We start from the raw sequence: 18,387 nt of genomic DNA, 5'->3' as shown, positions 1-18,387 counted from the left end.
TTGTAATTAAGATGGGGCCACGTTTCTTCCAGCCAAGGTGCCAACCGTGAGTGTGAACAACCCTCTTCTGCAGCCCTACGACCTGCCGCCGTTTTCGGCGATCCGCGCCGAGCACGTACAGCCGGCCATCAAACAGATCCTGGCTGACAACCGCGCCGCCATCGCTGAAATCCTCAAGAACCAGGGCGCGCAACCGACCTGGGCCGGCCTGGTGCTGGCCATGGACGAACTCAACGACCGCCTGGGCGCGGCCTGGAGCCCGGTCAGCCACCTCAATGCCGTGTGCAACAGCGCCGAACTGCGCGAAGCCTATGAGTCCTGCCTGCCGGACTTGAGCGCCTACGCCACCGAGCTGGGGCAGAACCGTGAGCTGTTCCAGGCCTTCGAAGCCCTGGCGAGCAGCCCGGAAGCCGCCGGTTTCGACGTGGCGCAAAAAACTATCCTGGAACACTCCCTGCGTGACTTCCGCCTGTCGGGTATCGACCTGCCGCCAGAGCAGCAGAAGCGCTACGCCGAAGTGCAGAGCAAGCTTTCCGAGCTGGGCAGCCGCTTCTCCAACCAGTTGCTCGACGCCACCCAGGCCTGGACCAAGCACGTCACTGACGAAGCGGCCCTGGCTGGCTTGACCGCGTCGGCCAAGGCGCAGATGGCTGCCGCGGCCCAGGCCAAGGATTTGCAAGGCTGGCTGATCACCCTGGAATTCCCCAGCTACTACGCAGTGATGACCTACGCCGAAGACCGCGCGCTGCGCGAAGAAGTTTACGCCGCCTACTGCACCCGCGCCTCGGACCAGGGCCCGAATGCCGGCCAGAATGACAACGGCCCGGTCATGGAAGAAATCCTCGACCTGCGCCAGGAACTGGCCCAACTGCTGGGCTACGCCAACTTCGCCGAGCTGAGCCTGGCCACCAAGATGGCCGAGTCCAGCGACCAGGTGCTGAGTTTCCTGCGGGACCTGGCCAAGCGCAGCAAGCCGTTCGCCGCCCAGGACCTGCAACAGCTCAAGGCCTACGCCGCCGAACAGGGCTGCCCGGACCTGCAAAGCTGGGACAGCGGTTTCTACGGCGAGAAGCTGCGCGAGCAGCGCTACAGCGTGGCCCAGGAAACCCTGCGCGCCTACTTCCCGATCGACAAGGTACTGGGCGGCCTGTTCGCCATCGTCCAGCGCCTGTATGGCATCGAGATCGCCGAACTGAAAGGCTTCGACACCTGGCACCCGGACGTGCGCCTGTTCGAGATCAAGGAGAACGGCCAGCACGTGGGCCGCTTCTTCTTCGACCTGTATGCCCGCGCCAACAAGCGTGGCGGTGCCTGGATGGATGGCGCCCGTGATCGTCGCCGCACTTTCGACGGCGTGCTGCAAAGCCCGGTGGCCAACCTGGTGTGCAATTTCACCCCGGCCGACAGCGGCAAGCCAGCCCTGCTGACCCACGATGAAGTCACCACGCTGTTCCATGAATTCGGCCATGGCCTGCACCACCTGCTGACCCGCGTCGAACATGCCGGTGTTTCCGGCATCAACGGCGTGGCCTGGGATGCGGTGGAGCTGCCGAGCCAGTTCATGGAGAACTGGTGCTGGGAGCCGGAAGGCCTGGCGCTGATCTCCGGTCACTATGAAACCGGCGAGCCGCTGCCCCAGGACCTGCTGGAAAAGATGCTCGCGGCGAAGAACTTCCAGTCCGGCCTGATGATGGTGCGCCAGCTGGAGTTCTCGCTGTTCGACTTCGAACTGCATGCCACCCACGGCGATGGCCGTGCCGTGCTGCAAGTGCTCGAAGGCGTGCGCGACGAGGTCTCGGTGATGCGTCCGCCGGCCTACAACCGTTTCCCCAACAGCTTCGCGCACATCTTCGCCGGCGGTTACGCGGCGGGTTACTACAGCTACAAGTGGGCCGAAGTGCTGTCGGCCGATGCCTTCTCGAGGTTCGAGGAAGAAGGCGTGCTGAATGCCGAGACCGGTCGCGCGTTCCGCGAAGCGATCCTGGCCCGCGGCGGCTCCCAGGAGCCGATGGTGCTGTTCGTCGACTTCCGCGGACGCGCACCGTCGATTGACGCACTCTTGCGCCATAGCGGCCTGACCGAGGGCGCAGCGGCATGAGCGAGGGGCCAGTGAAGACGAAAAAACGCTTTATCGCCGGGGCGGTCTGCCCGGCGTGCAGCGAGCAGGACAAGTTGATGATGTGGAGCGAAGACGACGTTCCCCATCGCGAGTGCGTGGCCTGCGGGTATTCCGACACCCTGAATGAACAGGGCCTGTCGGTGCCCAAGGAGCTGGGCACGCGGGTCAACACCACGGCCCTCAAGGTGCCGGATGCCAAGGTCCAGTCGGTACAGTTTTTCCCCAACCCCAAGTTGAAGAAAAAGACCGACGAGCCCAAGTAACTGCAAATCCCCTGTAGGAGCGCAGCTTGCGCGCGATAGCGGTGTATCAGGTACACCGCGGTGCTTTGATCGCCAGCAAGCTTGGCTCCTACCGGGATGCGGTCGAAGCTCAATTCTGCAGCTTCACGCAGCCGGTCAATTCGCTGGCTTGCTGACGCTCACCGTCTCGAACCAGCTCTTCACCGAACAGGTGGCGAACACGCTGGTGCTGCAATCGCCATTGGCCAGGGCGGTGCGCAATTTGTCGACATCGGCCTGCATCATGTAGCGAATGCCGTCCTTGAAGTGGGAACTGTCACCAAACCCGCCTCCGGTCATTTCATTCAGCGCCTCCTCCTTGCTCCAACCCTGAACCACCACTCGATACATCGCCGACATCAGTCCGGTGCGGTCCGAGCCGTGCTTGCAGTGCATCAACACCGGGCCGTCGCTTTCGGCGCTCTGGATCGCGCGCAAGGCCGCCAGCACGTCGGCGTCATCCACGTGATTGGTCCGGTAAGGCAATTGCACCTGCTTGATTCTCGGGGCCTGCAGCCAGCTGGAATCGGATTCCGGCAGGAAGTTGATCACCGTGCCCACCTTGAGTTTTTCCAGCAAAGGCACGGCGCCGCCGTCCGGCAAGGCGCTGCGGTACAGCGTCGGCGACATCTGGTACAGGTTGTAGTGGGTTTCCACGGGCTGGGCCCACTGGGCCGGGCGGGTCGTGCCGGTTTCGGCGGCCTGCGCCTGGGGCCAGGCGAGCAGCGTCAGCAGGGACAGGCAGAGAGCGGGAAGGATACGAGAGTTGTGCATGCAGAAGGCCGTGACCGGAAATGGGGTGGAGAGAGCCTAGCTTCCATCCGGACCGGTCAACGCCCTGTGAGGCGCTCGTCAAAGAAACGTGAAGTCGCTGCGATAGAGGTTTTTTCTCGGCAATCGCGACTTTTTTGCAACGCAAACGATTTATTCGAATGCTTAGCCTGCTACCATTTGTAACCAAAATTTGCTGAACTGTGCTTTCCTCGGCCTCGGGATCGACCCGTTGCGCCGCCAGAACGACAAGCCACGCCATGACGCGGCTGCCCAACCCGTGAATGCCTAGTGTGAGGTGCACCCCCATGTCTGATCACGATCAAGACAACCCGCGGCGTGAGTTTCTGCGCAAATCCCTGACCTTGATCCCGGTGGTCACGGTCGCCAGTACCGGCCTGGGCAGCTCGATGCTGATGGCCGCGCCCGAAGCGCCCAAGCCGGTCGAGCCGGCCCGAGCCCCGGTCAGCACCAATGCTGACGCTTACCAGCCAAGCTATTTCACCGCCGAAGAATGGGCCTTTGTCCAGGCCGCGGTAGAGCGTCTGATCCCGGCCGACGAACAAGGCCCGGGTGCCCTGGAAGCCGGCGTGCCGGAATACATCGACCGGCAGATGAACACCCCCTACGCCGCGGGTGCCCTGTGGTACATGCAAGGCCCGTTCAACGCCGACGCCGCGCCGGAGATGGGCTGGCAGAGCAAGCTGGTACCCAAGGAGATCTACCGCCTGGGCATTGCCGCGACGGATGCTTGGTCGAAAGCCTTCAACGGTAAAACATTTGCCGCGCAAGACAGCGCTACCCGAGACGATTTGCTCAAGCAGCTCGAAGCGGGAAAACCCCAATTCGACAGCGTTCCGCCGAAGATTTTCTTCAACCTTCTGCTGCAAAACACCAAGGAAGGGTTCTTCTGCGACCCGATCCACGGCGGCAATAAAGGCATGGTCGGCTGGACGTTGATCGGCTTCCCCGGCGCGCGCGCCGATTTCATGGACTGGGTGGAACGCAACGAGCAATACCCTTTCCCGGCAGTGTCGATTCGCGGCGAGAGGGCTTGAGCATGGCAACGGTAATGAAGAAGGTCGACGCAGTGATCGTCGGGTTTGGCTGGACCGGCGCGATCATGGCCAAGGAGCTGACCGAGGCTGGGCTCAACGTGCTGGCGCTGGAGCGCGGGCCGATGCAGGACACCTACCCGGACGGCAACTACCCGCAGGTGATCGACGAACTCACCTACAGCGTGCGCAAGAAACTCTTCCAGGACATCTCCCGGGAAACGGTGACCATTCGCCACAGCGTCAACGACGTGGCCCTGCCGAACCGCCAGCTGGGCGCGTTCCTGCCGGGCAACGGCGTCGGCGGTGCCGGCCTGCACTGGTCCGGCGTGCATTTTCGCGCCGACCCGATCGAGCTGCGTATGCGCAGCCACTACGAAGAGCGCTACGGCAAGAACTTCATTCCCAAGGACATGACCATCCAGGACTTCGGCGTCACCTACGAAGAGCTGGAGCCGTTCTTCGATTACGCGGAAAAAGTCTTCGGTACCTCAGGTCAGGCCTGGACCGTGAAAGGCCAGCTGGTCGGTGAAGGCAAGGGCGGCAACCCTTACGCGCCGGACCGTTCGGACCATTTCCCGCTGGAGTCGCAGAAGAACACCTACTCCGCCCAGCTGTTCCAGAAAGCCGCCGGCGAAGTCGGCTACAAGCCCTACAACCTGCCGTCGGCCAACACCTCGGGGCCGTACACCAACCCCTATGGCGCGCAAATGGGGCCGTGCAACTTCTGCGGGTTCTGCAGCGGCTATGTCTGCTACATGTACTCCAAGGCTTCGCCGAACGTGAACATTCTGCCGGCCCTCAAGCCGCTGCCGAATTTCGAGCTGCGCCCCAACTCCCACGTGCTCAAGGTCAACCTCGACAGCACCAAGACCCGCGCGACCGGCGTTACCTACGTCGATGGCCAGGGCCGCGAGATCGAGCAGCCGGCGGACCTGGTGATCCTCGGTGCCTTCCAGTTCCATAACGTGCGTCTGATGCTGCTGTCCGGCATCGGCAAGCCGTACGACCCGATCACCGGCGAAGGCGTGGTGGGCAAGAACTTCGCCTACCAGAACATGGCCACCATCAAGGCCTACTTCGACAAGGACGTGCACACCAACAACTTCATCGGTGCCGGCGGCAATGGCGTGGCGGTGGACGATTTCAACGCCGACAACTTCGACCACGGCCCGCATGGCTTCGTCGGTGGCTCGCCGTTCTGGGTCAACCAGGCTGGCAGCCGGCCGATCGCCGGGACCTCCAACCCACCGGGCACCCCGGCCTGGGGCAGCGCCTGGAAGAAGGCCACCGCCGACTACTACACCCATCAGGTGTCGATGGACGCCCACGGCGCCCACCAGTCCTACCGCGGCAACTACCTCGACCTCGATCCGGTGTACCGCGACGCCTACGGCCTGCCGCTGCTGCGCATGACCTTCGACTGGCAGGAAAACGACATCAAGATGAACCGCTTCATGGTCGAGAAGATGGGCAAGATCGCCGAGGCGATGAACCCCAAGGCCATCGCGGTGCTGGGCAAGAAGGTCGGTGAGCACTTCAACACCGCGTCCTACCAGACCACCCACCTCAACGGGGGCGCGATCATGGGCACCGACCCGAAAACCAGTGCCTTGAACCGTTACCTGCAGAGCTGGGACGTGCACAACGTGTTCGTCCCGGGCGCTTCGGCCTTCCCCCAGGGCCTGGGCTACAACCCGACCGGCCTGGTGGCCGCGTTGACCTACTGGTCGGCCCGCGCGATCCGCGAGCAGTACCTGAAGAACCCCGGCCCGCTGGTCCAGGCATAAGGAGCGATGACCATGAAAACCCTCGTTATCGCGACCCTGGCCCTGCTCGGCAGCGCTTCCCTCAGCGCCGCCGAAACCGATCGGCAAGCCTTGATCAAGCAGGGCGAATACCTGGCCCGCGCCGGTGACTGCGTGGCCTGCCACACCGCCAAGGACGGCAAGCCGTTCGCCGGCGGCCTGCCGATGGAAACCCCGATCGGCATGATCTACTCCACCAACATCACCCCGGACAAGACCGGCATCGGCGAGTACAGCTTCGACGACTTCGACAAGGCCGTGCGCCATGGCGTGGCCAAGAGCGGCAGCAGCCTGTACCCGGCCATGCCCTACCCGTCCTATGCGCGGGTCAGCGACGCCGACATGCAGGCGCTGTATGCCTACTTCATGCAAGGCGTGGCGCCGGTGGTCCAGGAGAACCGCGACAGCGACATCCCCTGGCCGCTGAGCATGCGCTGGCCGTTGGCGGGCTGGCGCTGGATGTTCGCGCCGAGCGTGGCGGACCTGCAAGGCAACGGCCAGGCCAAGGCAGGCGAAGACCCGGTGGTCAGTCGCGGTGCCTACCTGGTGGAGGGCCTCGGCCACTGTGGCGCCTGCCACACGCCGCGCGCCCTGACCATGCAGGAGAAGGCCCTGAGCGCCAGCGAAGGCAGCCACTTCCTGGCCGGCAGCGCGCCGCTGGAAGGCTGGATCGCCAAGAGCCTGCGCGGCGACCACAAGGACGGCCTGGGCAGCTGGAGCGAAGAGCAGCTGGTGCAGTTCCTCAAGACCGGTCGTAGTGATCGTGGCGCGGTGTTCGGCGGCATGAGCGACGTGGTGGTGCACAGCATGCAGTACATGTCCGAAGAGGACCTGACGGCCATCGCCCGTTACCTCAAGTCGCTGCCGGCAGTGGATGCCAACGACCAGCCGCACCAGTACGACAAGGCGGTGGCCGAGGCGTTGTGGAAAGGTGACGACAGCAAGCCGGGGGCGTCGGTGTATGTCGACAACTGTGCGGCGTGCCACCGTACCGACGGCCATGGCTATACCCGGGTGTTCCCGGCGCTGGCGGGCAACCCGGTGCTGCAAAGCGCCGATGCCACGTCGCTGATCAATATCGTGCTCAAGGGCGGCACCTTGCCGGCGACTCATACCGCGCCATCGACCTTCACCATGCCGGCCTTCGCCTGGCGGCTGTCGGACCAGGAGGTGGCCGATGTGGTCAACTTCATCCGCACCAGCTGGGGCAACCAGGGTTCCGAGGTGAACGCCGCGGACGTGGCGGGGCTGCGCAAGGGCGACCTGCAAAGCACCTCGAATGACGATCTGGGGCAGGGGACCAAGCACAGCGGTGGCTAACCGGCCTTTTTCGCGAGCAAGCTCGCTCCTACAGGGATGCGTGTGTTCTCTGTAGGAGCGGGCTTGCTCGCGATCAGCGCCGAAGGCGCGCTCCGCCCGACGGCGCTTTGCAGAAATTCGAACCTCCGATACTGTATATGAATACAGTATCGGAGCGCCTCCCATGTTCAGCCCCCTGCCCCCACGCGGCCGTGGCACCGCGACCAATCCGCACAACCGTTTTGCGCCCCAGCGCTCGGTGGCCTTCGATGACGGCTGGTACCAGGAAGCCCCGCTGACCCAGGGCACCGAGGTGCGCTTCGAGACGGCGAAATCCATCATCACCCGCAACAGCTCGCCGGACCTGCCCTTCGACCGCTCCATCAACCCCTATCGCGGTTGCGAGCACGGCTGCATCTACTGTTATGCGCGGCCCAGTCATGCCTATTGGGACCTGTCGCCGGGGCTGGACTTCGAGACCAAGCTGATCGCCAAAACCAATGCCGCGGCAATGCTGGAACAGCAGCTGTCCAAGCCCGGCTACAAATGCGCGCCGATCAACCTGGGTTCCAACACCGACCCCTACCAGCCCATCGAGCGTGAGCACCAACTGACCCGCCGGACCCTGGAGGTGCTGCTGCGCTACCGGCACCCGGTGACCATCGTCACCAAGGGCTCGCTGATCCTGCGCGATCTCGACCTGTTGGTCGAGCTGGCCGAGCAGCGGCTGGTGGCGGTGATGATCAGCCTGACCACCCTGGACGACGAGCTCAAGCGCATCCTCGAACCCCGGGCGGCGGCGCCCAAGGCGCGATTGCGGGCGATCCGGGTGATGCGCGAGGCGGGGATTCCCGTAGGGGTGCTGTGTTCGCCGATGATTCCGATGATCAACGACAGCGAGCTGGAAAGCCTGCTCGCCGAGGCCCATGCCGCGGGCGCGCAAAGCGCGGCCTACATGATGCTGCGCCTGCCCCTGGAAGTGGCGCCGCTGTTCGAGGAATGGCTCAACGCCCATTACCCGCAGCGGGCGGCCCATGTCCTGAGCCTGATCCGCCAGTGTCGCGGCGGCGAGCTGTACGACAGCCGTTTTGGTGCACGGATGCGCGGCGAAGGCCCCTTCGCGGCCCTGTTGGCGCAGCGTTTCGCCAAGGCCAGCAAACGCCTGGGGCTCGATCGGCGCGAAGGCTACAACCTCGATTGCACGGCCTTCTGTCCGCCGGGTGGGCAGATGTCGTTGCTGTAGGGGTTATTGGCCTATGGTGGAGTAGTGCCGGTGCACCTGGCTCTATAGGCTGGTCACCTTTTTGCATCGCCAATAGTGGCGTTTTAGAGCGCTCCGTTCAGTTTGAGTTAAGTTTGGAAGGCTACCTTGTTCACCGAGTGACCGATGGGTCGCTGTCGGCGGTCTGGTCGTTTTTTGATCAATCGCTGGCGTCGTGCCGGATAAAACTGGAAAATTCACCTAATCCGTCAAAAGGGGATGAATCATGAGTGACAAGGATAAACAGCCGTTGGCTGCGTCGGCTTCAGCGTCCACGGAGGTCGCCGAAAGCGCCGATGCAGCGCTGCAGATAATCGTTGACGGCTTTTTGCATTTTCATCACGAGGTCTTCCCACAGCAGGAAGAACTGTTCAAGAAACTCGCCACGGCCCAGCGGCCGCGGGCGATGTTCATTGCCTGCGCGGATTCGCGCATCGTTCCCGAACTGATTACCCAGAGCGCCCCGGGCGACCTGTTCGTGACCCGCAACGTCGGTAACGTGGTACCGCCTTACGGGCAGATGAACGGCGGTGTGTCCACGGCCATCGAATACGCGGTCATGGCGCTGGGTGTGCACCACATCATCGTTTGCGGCCATTCCGACTGCGGCGCCATGCGCGCGGTGCTCAACCCGCAGAGCCTGGAAAAGATGCCGACGGTCAAAGCCTGGCTGCGCCACGCCGAAGTGGCCAAGACCATGGTCCAGGAGAACTGCGACTGCGCCGACGAGAACGCCAGCATGCATGTGCTGACCGAAGAGAACGTCATCGCCCAGTTGCAGCATTTGCGCACCCACCCTTCGGTGGCTTCGCGCATGGCCAACGGCCAGTTGTTCATCCATGGCTGGGTGTACAACATCGAAACCAGCGAAATCAAAGCCTACGACGCGGATCAAGGGTGTTTCCTGCCGTTGGACGGACGCCATCCGATCCCGGTTGCGACGCCTAAAGCGCGCTTCTAAATCCTCCTAAATCCCAGTGGGGTTCAGCCATGACTGCTGTCAGTGCGGTCAGGCTTTGCCACGCCTGAAAAAAGTTCGGGAGAATCATCATGCGTGCAGCACAACTGAAAGCTGTTTTGCCACGGGAGCTGCTCGCTTCCGTGGTGGTGTTCCTGGTGGCCCTGCCCTTGTGCATGGGTATTGCCATCGCTTCCGGCATGCCGCCGGCCAAGGGTCTGATCACCGGGATCATCGGTGGCCTGGTAGTGGGCTGGCTGGCGGGCTCGCCCTTGCAGGTCAGCGGTCCGGCCGCGGGGCTGGCGGTCCTGGTGTTCGAGCTGGTGCGCCAGCACGGTATCGCCATGCTCGGGCCGATCCTGCTATTGGCGGGTTTCCTCCAGTTGGTGGCCGGGCGCTTGCGCCTGGGCTGCTGGTTCCGGGTCACGGCGCCAGCGGTGGTCTACGGCATGCTTGCCGGGATCGGGGTGTTGATCGTGCTCTCCCAGGTGCACGTGATGCTCGATGCCCAGCCCCAGGCGTCCGGCCTGGATAACCTCGCGGGTTTCCCCGAGGCGGTGACCCAAGCCTTGCCCAGCCTGGGCGGCGGCTTTGGCTGGCAGGCCGGGTTGCTCGGCCTGTCGACCATGGCGGTGATGTTCCTGTGGGAAAAACTGCGCCCGCATTCGCTGCGCTTCATCCCCGGCGCCCTGCTGGGTGTCGGCCTGGCGACCTTTGCCAGCCTGCTCCTGGCGCTGCAGGTCAAGCGGGTCGAGGTACCGGAAAACCTCGCCGAGGCAATCGACTGGCTGCGCCCGGCCGACCTGCTCAACCTGGCGGACCCGACACTGCTGATCGCAGCCTTTGCCGTGGCCTTTATCGCCAGCGCCGAAACCCTGCTGTCCGCTGCCGCGGTGGATCGCATGCACAGCGGTACACGTTCGGATTTCGACCGTGAACTGTCGGCGCAAGGGATCGGCAACATGCTCTGCGGGTTGCTCGGCGCCTTGCCGATGACCGGGGTGATCGTGCGCAGTTCGGCCAACGTCCAGGCGGGCGCGACCACGCGGTTGTCGGCGATCTTCCACGGCCTGTGGCTGCTGGCGTTCGTGCTGTTGCTGTCCAGCGTGCTGCAAAGCATTCCGGTGGCCAGCCTGGCGGGCGTGCTGGTGTACACCGGGTTCAAGCTGGTGGACCTCAAGTCGTTCCGCAAGCTGGGCCGTTATGGGCCGATGCCGATGCTGACCTACGGCGTGACCGCGCTGGCGATTGTCTTCACCGACCTGCTGACCGGTGTGCTGATCGGTTTCGGCCTGACCCTGGTGAAGCTGGCCTGGGGCGCTTCGCGACTGAAGATCAGCCTGGTGGACCTGCCCGCCGAAGGCGAAATGGAGCTGCGCCTGGTAGGCGCCGCGACCTTCCTCAAGGTGCCGGCCCTGACCCAGGCACTGGGCAGCATCCCGCCGGGCACCACGGTGCATGTGCCGCTCAATAACCTGGGCTACATCGACCATGCCTGCCTGGAACTGCTCGAGGAGTGGGGACGGGCCAATGCGGCCAAGGGCTCGAAGCTGGTGATCGAGTCGCGCGGGTTGAAGCGCCGGCTGGAGGGGCGTTTGCACACCAACGTCGGCGTGAGCCCGGCCTCGAAGCTGGAGGCGAAAGGCTTGAGCCGGGCGTAAGTCTGTAGCCCTGTAGCCGCTGCCGAAGGCTGCGATAAGGTCCGAAGGGCCTTCAGCGGCGGTGATATCGCTGCGACCGTGCCGGTCGATCGCAGCCTGCGGCAGCGGCTACAGGGCCGCCACCTGCAATCCTCAGGCAGCCGGCTGGTCGAGCTCCAGCTCCACGCCCAACTGGCGCGACAGGCACGGCCAGCGTTTCCAGGCGGCGTCGGTGTCGGGGCTGCTGAGCTTCTCACGGTAGGCCTCGACCGACTCCAGGGCGAAGCTTTCTTCATTGAGCATCGCGTCGACCGCATGGTGCACCGCTTCGTCCAGCTGGTTGGCGAAGGTTTCGCCGATCAACTGGTGGGCGATCAGGTTGGCCACCGTGGTGTCCAGCGGGATCAGCGGCTGGCCGAAATGGGTGATGTACAGGTCGTTGACCTCTTCCACCAGGCGATGGGCCAGATAGGCTTCGTCCAGCAGGCTGTCCAGGCCTTCGTGGCCGGCCATGATGGCGGGCGGCTGGAGGAAGAACTGCTCGGCGATCTTCAGCACCGGCTTGATCTGCGACTCGATGCCGGCTTCGCGCGCGACTTCGTTGGCGGCGTCCAGCAGGTCGGGAACCTGATCGATATAAGCGGCGACAAAACGGGTCATCACCCCCTGGGCGTCCAGTTCGGGGAGCTGGATGGCGGGGTGCAGGTGTGGCAATTGGGTTTCCAGCTGGCGGCGCAAATGCCCGGTGCTGGACTCATGTTGATGGGCTCGTTGGATCTGCTCGCGCAATGCGGCGGTGTTCATGAATACTCCAGGAAACAAGGGCAATTAATTAGGGAAGACATAAGTTAGCCTGCTCACGAAATCGCTTAAGACGTATTTCTCATAATTATTTCATGGTTAGTCGTCTGAGTTATATCGCTTCGCCATCACTCATCCCCTATCCCTTTCCAACCGTGGCCTATAAGGCCGCGGCAAACTGTTTCAGTGGATTTACGGCACCGCGTTGCGAGGTCGAAGTCGCTGTCTATACTCGGGGCTGTATGAAGTTAGCTGATGACGCCCGACTGCATGTGCAGCGAAGGCTCGGCGGTTTAAGTTCGTAGTCTGGGCAGCCGATCCCTTGGCCGCAGGTGAAAGCCGGCGGGATAACAAGAACGATAAGGGGAACCCGCAATGATGCGACATCCACAAGTCTGGATGGGCCTCCTGTTGTGGTCGGTATTCAGCCAGGCGCATGGCGCCTGGACCGTGAATATGGCGCCTGGAGCGACTGATATAAGTCACGCGGTATTCGACCTGCACATGACCATCTTCTGGATCTGTGTGGTGATCGGCGTCATTGTCTTCGGCGCCATGTTCTGGTCGATGATCGTGCACCGCCGCTCCACCGGCCAGGTGGCCGCCAAGTTCCATGAAAGCACGACGGTGGAAATCCTCTGGACGGTGGTGCCGCTGCTGATCCTGGTGGCCATGGCCGTTCCCGCCACCGCGACCCTGATCAAGATGTACGACGCCAGTGAGCCGGATGTGGACATCCAGATCACCGGCTATCAATGGAAGTGGCACTACAAATACCTGGGCCAGGACGTCGAGTTCTTCAGCAACCTGACCACCCCCGCCGAACAGATTCATAACCAGAGCGCCAAGGGCGAGCATTACCTGCTGGAAGTCGATCAGCCGCTGGTGCTGCCGATCGGCGCCAAGGTGCGCTTTCTGGTGACCTCCGCCGACGTCATCCATTCCTGGTGGGTCCCGGCCTTCGCGGTCAAGCGCGATGCGATCCCCGGTTTCGTCAACGAAGCCTGGACCCGGGTCGACAAGCCCGGCCTGTATCGCGGCCAGTGCGCCGAGCTGTGCGGCAAGGACCACGGTTTCATGCCGATCGTGGTCGATGTGAAGACCCAGGCCGACTACGACACCTGGCTGGGCGAACGCAAGGCCGAGGCCCTCAAGCTCAAGGAACTGACCAGCAAGGAATGGACCCTCGAAGAGCTGGTGGCCCGCGGCGACAAGGTCTACCACACCACCTGCGTGGCCTGTCACCAGGCCGAGGGCCAGGGCCTGCCGCCGATGTTCCCGGCGCTCAAGGGCTCGAAGATCGCCACCGGGCCGGTGGCGGATCACCTGAACATCGTCTTCCACGGCAAGCCTGGCACCGCCATGGCGGCCTTCGGCAAGCAGCTGTCGGAAGTCGACCTGGCGGCGGTGGTCACCTACGAACGTAACGCCTGGGGCAACAACAAGGGCGACATGGTGACGCCCAAGGATGTCCTGGCTCTGAAACAGGCGGAAAGCAAATGACCCGGTCCATTGCGTGTTCCCGCAGCCGCTCGGGGCGTGCTGCCCTCGATCGTCCAGCCCAACCGTTTACAGGAGACAGGCCATGAACGCTGTGAGCGATGAGCACGGTCATGCAGTCGTTGGCGATCATGACCATACCCACGGCCCCGCCAAGGGCCTGATGCGCTGGGTGCTGACCACCAACCACAAGGACATCGGCACCCTGTACCTGTGGTTCGCCTTCTCCATGTTCCTGCTCGGCGGCTCGTTCGCCATGGTGATCCGCGCCGAGCTGTTCCAGCCCGGCCTGCAGATCGTGCAGCCGGAATTCTTCAACCAGATGACCACCATGCACGGCCTGGTGATGGTCTTCGGCGCAGTGATGCCGGCCTTCGTTGGCTTGGCCAACTGGATGATCCCGCTGATGGTCGGCGCGCCGGACATGGCCCTGCCGCGGATGAACAACTTCAGTTTCTGGTTGCTGCCGGCGGCGTTCCTGCTGCTGGTCTCGACCCTGTTCATGCCCGGTGGCGGACCCAACTTCGGCTGGACCTTCTACGCCCCGCTGTCCACCACCTACGCGCCGGAAAGCGTGACCTTCTTCATCTTCGCCATCCACCTGATGGGCATCAGCTCGATCATGGGTGCGATCAACGTGATCGCCACCATCCTCAACCTGCGCGCCCCCGGCATGACCCTGATGAAGATGCCGCTGTTCGTCTGGACCTGGCTGATCACCGCGTTCCTGCTGATCGCGGTGATGCCGGTGCTGGCCGGCTGCGTGACCATGATGCTGATGGACATCCACTTCGGCACCAGCTTCTTCAGTGCCGCCGGTGGCGGTGATCCGGTGCTGTTCCAGCATGTGTTCTGGTTCTTCGGCCACCCCGAGGTGTACATCATGATCCTGCCGGCCTTCGGCGCCGTCAGCGCAATCATCCCGGCGTTCTCGCGCAAGCCGTTGTTCGGCTACACCTCGATGGTCTACGCCACGGCGAGTATCGCCTTCCTGTCGTTCATCGTCTGGGCGCACCACATGTTCGTGGTCGGCATTCCGCTGGTGGGCGAGCTGTTCTTCATGTACGCCACGATGCTTATCGCGGTGCCGACCGGGGTCAAGGTCTTCAACTGGGTCAGCACCATGTGGCAGGGCTCGCTGACCTTCGAGACGCCGATGCTGTTCGCCGTGGCTTTCGTGATCCTGTTCACCATCGGCGGCTTCTCCGGGCTGATGCTGGCCATCGCCCCGGCGGACTTCCAGTACCAGGACACCTATTTCGTGGTCGCGCACTTCCACTATGTACTGGTGCCGGGCGCGATCTTCGGCATCTTCGCCTCGGCCTATTACTGGCTGCCGAAGTGGACCGGGCATATGTACGACGAAACCCTGGGCAAGCTGCACTTCTGGCTGTCCTTCGTCGGCATGAACATGGCGTTCTTCCCGATGCACTTCGTCGGCCTGGCGGGAATGCCGCGGCGGATCCCGGACTACAACCTGCAGTTCGCCGATTTCAACATGGTGTCGTCCATCGGCGCGTTCACCTTCGGCGCGACGCAGATCTTCTTCCTGTTCATCGTCATCAAGTGCATCCGTGGCGGCCAACCCGCACCGGCCAAGCCCTGGGACGGTGCCGAAGGGCTGGAGTGGAGCGTGCCGTCGCCGGCGCCTTACCACACCTTCACCACGCCGCCGGAAGTGAAATGAACAGCCTGCCGCGATACCCGCTGACCTCCTCCTGTAGGAGCGAGCTTGCTCGCGATAGCCACGAAGTGGCGCGCTATCAGCCTCATCGAGTCATCGTTGGTGATTTTTTCGCGAGCAAGCTCGCTCCTACAAGGGGGCGCGCTCATGGCTGAGATCTCGATGAAGAAGCTGGTCACCCGCCTGTTGCTGGTGGTGGCGGCGATGTTCGTCTTCGGTTTTGCCCTGGTGCCGATCTATGACGTGATGTGCAAGGCACTGGGCATCAACGGCAAGACCGGCGGGCAGTATTCCGGCGAGCAGCAGGTGGATGTCTCGCGCCAGGTGCGGGTGCAGTTCCTGTCGACCAACGCGATCGACATGGTCTGGGACTTCTATCCCAAGGCCGACGACATCGTGGTCCATCCGGGCGCGGTGAACGAGATGATCTTCATCGCCCGCAATCCCAGCGACCGCCCGATGAGCGCCCAGGCGATCCCGAGCATTTCGCCGAGCAGCGCCGCGATGTATTTCCACAAGACCGAATGCTTCTGTTTCACCCAGCAAGTGCTGCAGCCCGGTCAGCAGATCGAGATGCCGGTACGTTTCATCGTTGACCGCGACATGCCCAAGGATGTGAAGCACCTGACGCTGGCTTACACGCTGTTCGATATCACCGCGCGTCATCCACCGGTGGCCGTGAGCACCAACACCGGCGGTTAAGACGTTCAAGCGTGCCCGATAAGGAGAACAATAAATGGCAACTCATGAGCATTATTACGTTCCCGCCCAGAGCAAGTGGCCGATCATCGCCACCGTGGGCATGTTCGTTACCGTGTTCGGCCTGGCCACCTGGTTCAACGACCTCAAGGCCGCGCGCCCGGAATCCCATGGCCCGCTGATTTTCTTCGTCGGTAGCCTGTTGCTGGCCTACATGCTGTTCGGCTGGTTCGGCGCGGTGATCAAGGAAAGTCGCGCTGGCTTGTACAGCGCCCAGCTGGATCGCTCGTTCCGCTGGGGCATGAGCTGGTTCATCTTTTCCGAAGTGATGTTCTTCATCGCCTTCTTCGGCGCGCTGTTCTACGTGCGCCAGATCGCCGGCCCGGCCCTGGGTGGCGAAGGCAGCAAGGGCATCGCGCACATGCTCTGGCCGAACTTCGAGTTCGTCTGGCCATTGCTCGAAAACCCCGATTCCAAGCTGTTCCCGCCGCCCAAGGAAGTCATCAGCCCCTGGGGCCTGCCGCTGCTCAACACCGTGCTGCTGGTGAGTTCCAGCGTCACCGTGACCATCGCCCACCACGCCCTGAAGAACGGCCATCGCGGCGCGCTGAAAATCTGGCTGGCGATCACCGTGCTGCTGGGTTGTGCCTTTCTCGGCTTCCAGGCCGAGGAGTACCTGCACGCCTACCACGAGCTGGGGCTGACCCTGGGTTCGGGCATCTATGGCGCCACCTTCTTCATGCTCACCGGCTTTCACGGTGCCCACGTGACTATCGGCACGCTGATCCTGTTCGTGATGCTGATGCGCATCATGAAGGGGCACTTCGACGCCGAGCATCAGTTCGGTTTCGAGGCGGCCAGTTGGTATTGGCACTTTGTCGATGTGGTGTGGATCGGCTTGTTTGTCTTCGTCTACGTGCTCTGAGCGCGGGGTTACCAGGGCGCGTGCGACACCAGCTGGCCGCTGAAGAAGCCCCAGGCGATCAAGCCGACGGTGAGCGCGGCCAGGCACACACGCACGGTCAACGACCTGACCAGGCGATGGGAGCTGCTGTCGTCCTTGACCAGAAAGAACAGGCCGCTGAACAGGCTGATGAGCGTGGCGATCAGCAACAGGACGATTGCCGCTTTAAGCATGGTGGGCTCCAGGGGAAACGCGATGCGCTTGAGTATAGCCAGTCGATCTCGCCACTTTCGGGCGCTGCCATGAACGGCTTTCGCCCGGGCGTGCTGCCGACCCTGGTGGTGCTGGCGTTGCTGCCGGTACTGGTGACGCTCGGGTTCTGGCAACTGGGCCGGGGCGAACAGAAGCGCGAGCTGCTGGCCAGCTACGCGGAACGGCGGGTGGCCGAGCCTTTGAGCGTGGATGAGCTGCAGGCTGCCCCTGATCCGGCGTTCCGCCGGGTGCGAGTGCATGGCAGCTTCGATGCAGCCCACAGCCTGCTGCTGGATAACCGCATGCACGAAGGCAAAGTCGGGGTCGAGCTGCTGCAACCCTTTCTCGACCAGGCCAGCGGCCAATGGCTGTTGCTCAACCGTGGCTGGCTGCCCTGGCCGGACCGGCGCACGCCACCGGTATTCAGTACTCCCGAACAACCACTGGACCTTGACGCCTGGGTCTATGTCGCCCCCGGCGCGACCTTTCAACTGCATGCCGATCCGCGCAATGCCCAGTGGCCGCGGCTGGTGACGACGGTCGATCCGGCCAGGCTCTGGAGCGAGCTGGGGCGCAGCGGTTTCGCCTACGAGCTGCGCCAGGAGGCTGGCCCGGGCGCCTACATGACCGAATGGCCGGTGGTGGCCATGGGGCCGGAAAAACATCTGGGCTACGCCGTGCAGTGGTTCGCCATGGCGTTGGCCCTGTGCGCTTTGTACCTCTATCTCGGATGGCATAACGCAAGGGAGAAACACCATGGGAGCGGCCATGAATCCACCCAACATTTCTGAGGCCCAGGCGCCGCACAACCGGCGCCGCGGACGCTGGCAGCTGCTGCTGATCGTGGCCATGGTGATCGGCCCGATGATCCTCGCCACCGGCATGTACAAGTTGCAGTTCTGGGTGCCGGAAAGCCGCAGCTACCACGGTGAGCTGATCGGCAACGGCCAGAGCCGCGCCGATATCGGGGTCCAGGCCGACGAGACGCGCTGGCAGATCCTGGTCACCGCGCCCAGGGACTGCGCGGTGGATTGCCAGCAACTGGTGTACCTGGCGCGGCAGATCCAGATCTCCCTGGGCCGCGACGCCTCCCGGGCCAGCCACGCCCTGGCCGCCGCCCAGCCGCTGGACACCGATTACCAGGCCAAGCTGCAGCGCGAATACCCGCAACTGCAACGCTACCCACTGGACCTGCCGACCTTCACCAAGGGCGCCAATGACCAGGGCGCGCCGCTGCTGTGGATAGTCGATCCGCACGGCAACCTGGTCCTGCGCTACGACGCCCGGGTCAAGGGCAAGGACCTGCTCAACGACCTGCGCCATCTGCTGAAACTGTCGAACATCGGATAAGGGCA

General features: G+C 63.3%; 17 protein-coding genes. 14 read left to right on the top strand and 3 right to left on the bottom strand.

The features are described from left to right. The first annotated feature begins 46 nt into the window (after positions 1-46). The gene (gene prlC / locus PVZ80_RS04225; RefSeq protein ID WP_041987873.1) at positions 47-2,098 is read left to right on the top strand and encodes an oligopeptidase A; all 2,052 of its coding nucleotides are present in this window, start codon (positions 47-49) and stop codon (positions 2,096-2,098) included. Further along, positions 2,095-2,382 carry a YheV family putative zinc ribbon protein gene (locus PVZ80_RS04220; protein WP_009046254.1) on the top strand — a complete coding sequence of 96 codons (288 nt, stop codon included), beginning with the start codon at positions 2,095-2,097 and terminating at the stop codon, positions 2,380-2,382. The genes prlC and PVZ80_RS04220 overlap by 4 nt, the downstream gene beginning before the upstream one ends. 135 nt (positions 2,383-2,517) lie before the next feature. Here the strand turns inward: PVZ80_RS04220 and PVZ80_RS04215 are convergent, their stop codons facing one another. Next, positions 2,518-3,174, bottom strand: a complete 657-nt coding sequence (locus PVZ80_RS04215) for a phosphatase domain-containing protein (protein WP_041987870.1) — start codon at positions 3,172-3,174, stop codon at positions 2,518-2,520. 305 nt (positions 3,175-3,479) lie between these two features. On the opposite strand from PVZ80_RS04215, the gene PVZ80_RS04210 reads away from it, so the two are divergent. The 6 genes from PVZ80_RS04210 to PVZ80_RS04185 all read left to right on the top strand — a co-directional run bounded on the left by PVZ80_RS04210 (position 3,480) and on the right by PVZ80_RS04185 (position 11,213). Then, positions 3,480-4,229 carry a gluconate 2-dehydrogenase subunit 3 family protein gene (locus tag PVZ80_RS04210; RefSeq protein WP_009046256.1) on the top strand — a complete coding sequence of 250 codons (750 nt, stop codon included), beginning with the start codon at positions 3,480-3,482 and terminating at the stop codon, positions 4,227-4,229. 2 nt (positions 4,230-4,231) lie between these two features. After that, positions 4,232-6,016, top strand: coding sequence for a GMC family oxidoreductase (locus PVZ80_RS04205; RefSeq protein WP_009046257.1), 1,785 nt, complete (start codon positions 4,232-4,234; stop codon positions 6,014-6,016). A 12-nt stretch (positions 6,017-6,028) separates the two neighbouring features. Then, entirely contained in the window at positions 6,029-7,354 is a 1,326-nt protein-coding gene (locus PVZ80_RS04200; RefSeq protein WP_009046258.1) for a c-type cytochrome, read from the top strand. Between the two features lie 163 nt (positions 7,355-7,517). Beyond that, positions 7,518-8,576, top strand: coding sequence for a PA0069 family radical SAM protein (locus PVZ80_RS04195; RefSeq protein ID WP_016703920.1), 1,059 nt, complete (start codon positions 7,518-7,520; stop codon positions 8,574-8,576). Positions 8,577-8,820: 244 nt separating this feature from the next. Then, positions 8,821-9,555, top strand: coding sequence for a carbonic anhydrase (locus PVZ80_RS04190; protein WP_009046260.1), 735 nt, complete (start codon positions 8,821-8,823; stop codon positions 9,553-9,555). Between the two features lie 89 nt (positions 9,556-9,644). Next, positions 9,645-11,213, top strand: a complete 1,569-nt coding sequence (locus tag PVZ80_RS04185) for a SulP family inorganic anion transporter (RefSeq protein ID WP_016703919.1) — start codon at positions 9,645-9,647, stop codon at positions 11,211-11,213. 132 nt (positions 11,214-11,345) lie between these two features. Here the strand turns inward: PVZ80_RS04185 and PVZ80_RS04180 are convergent, their stop codons facing one another. Continuing rightward, positions 11,346-11,996, bottom strand: a complete 651-nt coding sequence (locus PVZ80_RS04180; protein ID WP_009046262.1) for a hypothetical protein — start codon at positions 11,994-11,996, stop codon at positions 11,346-11,348. 372 nt (positions 11,997-12,368) lie between these two features. Between PVZ80_RS04180 and coxB the strand changes: the two genes are divergently transcribed. From coxB to PVZ80_RS04160, 4 genes are all read left to right on the top strand, one after another. After that, the gene (coxB, locus tag PVZ80_RS04175; protein WP_009046263.1) at positions 12,369-13,496 is read left to right on the top strand and encodes a cytochrome c oxidase subunit II; all 1,128 of its coding nucleotides are present in this window, start codon (positions 12,369-12,371) and stop codon (positions 13,494-13,496) included. A gap of 82 nt (positions 13,497-13,578) precedes the next feature. Continuing rightward, positions 13,579-15,180 carry a cytochrome c oxidase subunit I gene (ctaD, locus tag PVZ80_RS04170; protein WP_009046264.1) on the top strand — a complete coding sequence of 534 codons (1,602 nt, stop codon included), beginning with the start codon at positions 13,579-13,581 and terminating at the stop codon, positions 15,178-15,180. Between the two features lie 144 nt (positions 15,181-15,324). Next, positions 15,325-15,879 (top strand): cytochrome c oxidase assembly protein, encoded by a 555-nt coding sequence (locus tag PVZ80_RS04165; RefSeq protein ID WP_009046265.1) that lies wholly within the window; start codon positions 15,325-15,327, stop codon positions 15,877-15,879. Positions 15,880-15,913: 34 nt separating this feature from the next. Next, complete coding sequence (locus PVZ80_RS04160; protein WP_009046266.1) at positions 15,914-16,801, top strand: cytochrome c oxidase subunit 3; 888 nt, start codon at positions 15,914-15,916, stop codon at positions 16,799-16,801. Positions 16,802-16,809: 8 nt separating this feature from the next. Here PVZ80_RS04160 and PVZ80_RS04155 read toward each other — a convergent pair whose 3' ends face one another. Further along, a complete protein-coding gene (locus PVZ80_RS04155) occupies positions 16,810-17,013 on the bottom strand; it encodes a twin transmembrane helix small protein (protein WP_016703917.1) in 204 nt (67 codons plus the stop codon). 69 nt (positions 17,014-17,082) lie between these two features. On the opposite strand from PVZ80_RS04155, the gene PVZ80_RS04150 reads away from it, so the two are divergent. Then, entirely contained in the window at positions 17,083-17,823 is a 741-nt protein-coding gene (locus PVZ80_RS04150) for an SURF1 family protein (RefSeq protein WP_273863455.1), read from the top strand. After that, positions 17,789-18,382: a hypothetical protein gene (locus tag PVZ80_RS04145; RefSeq protein ID WP_273863454.1), complete on the top strand. Its 594-nt coding sequence runs from the start codon at positions 17,789-17,791 to the stop codon at positions 18,380-18,382. The genes PVZ80_RS04150 and PVZ80_RS04145 overlap by 35 nt, the downstream gene beginning before the upstream one ends. Positions 18,383-18,387 lie beyond the last annotated feature (5 nt).

The sequence above is a fragment of the Pseudomonas sp. B3G-3 genome, from assembly GCF_028640915.1.
Taxonomy (GTDB): Bacteria; Pseudomonadota; Gammaproteobacteria; order Pseudomonadales; family Pseudomonadaceae; genus Aquipseudomonas; species Aquipseudomonas chlororaphis_I.
This window is presented reverse-complemented; position numbering and strand designations above follow the sequence as displayed.

Coding starts and splice junctions, on each gene's coding strand:
- PVZ80_RS04220 (WP_009046254.1), top strand. CDS start 2,095: ATGAGCGAGGGGCCAGTGAAGACGAAAAAACGCTTTATCGCCGGGGCG.
- PVZ80_RS04215 (WP_041987870.1), bottom strand. CDS start 3,174: ATGCACAACTCTCGTATCCTTCCCGCTCTCTGCCTGTCCCTGCTGACG.
- PVZ80_RS04210 (WP_009046256.1), top strand. CDS start 3,480: ATGTCTGATCACGATCAAGACAACCCGCGGCGTGAGTTTCTGCGCAAA.
- PVZ80_RS04205 (WP_009046257.1), top strand. CDS start 4,232: ATGGCAACGGTAATGAAGAAGGTCGACGCAGTGATCGTCGGGTTTGGC.
- PVZ80_RS04200 (WP_009046258.1), top strand. CDS start 6,029: ATGAAAACCCTCGTTATCGCGACCCTGGCCCTGCTCGGCAGCGCTTCC.
- PVZ80_RS04195 (WP_016703920.1), top strand. CDS start 7,518: ATGTTCAGCCCCCTGCCCCCACGCGGCCGTGGCACCGCGACCAATCCG.
- PVZ80_RS04190 (WP_009046260.1), top strand. CDS start 8,821: ATGAGTGACAAGGATAAACAGCCGTTGGCTGCGTCGGCTTCAGCGTCC.
- PVZ80_RS04185 (WP_016703919.1), top strand. CDS start 9,645: ATGCGTGCAGCACAACTGAAAGCTGTTTTGCCACGGGAGCTGCTCGCT.
- PVZ80_RS04180 (WP_009046262.1), bottom strand. CDS start 11,996: ATGAACACCGCCGCATTGCGCGAGCAGATCCAACGAGCCCATCAACAT.
- coxB (WP_009046263.1), top strand. CDS start 12,369: ATGATGCGACATCCACAAGTCTGGATGGGCCTCCTGTTGTGGTCGGTA.
- ctaD (WP_009046264.1), top strand. CDS start 13,579: ATGAACGCTGTGAGCGATGAGCACGGTCATGCAGTCGTTGGCGATCAT.
- PVZ80_RS04165 (WP_009046265.1), top strand. CDS start 15,325: ATGGCTGAGATCTCGATGAAGAAGCTGGTCACCCGCCTGTTGCTGGTG.
- PVZ80_RS04160 (WP_009046266.1), top strand. CDS start 15,914: ATGGCAACTCATGAGCATTATTACGTTCCCGCCCAGAGCAAGTGGCCG.
- PVZ80_RS04155 (WP_016703917.1), bottom strand. CDS start 17,013: ATGCTTAAAGCGGCAATCGTCCTGTTGCTGATCGCCACGCTCATCAGC.
- PVZ80_RS04150 (WP_273863455.1), top strand. CDS start 17,083: ATGAACGGCTTTCGCCCGGGCGTGCTGCCGACCCTGGTGGTGCTGGCG.
- PVZ80_RS04145 (WP_273863454.1), top strand. CDS start 17,789: ATGGGAGCGGCCATGAATCCACCCAACATTTCTGAGGCCCAGGCGCCG.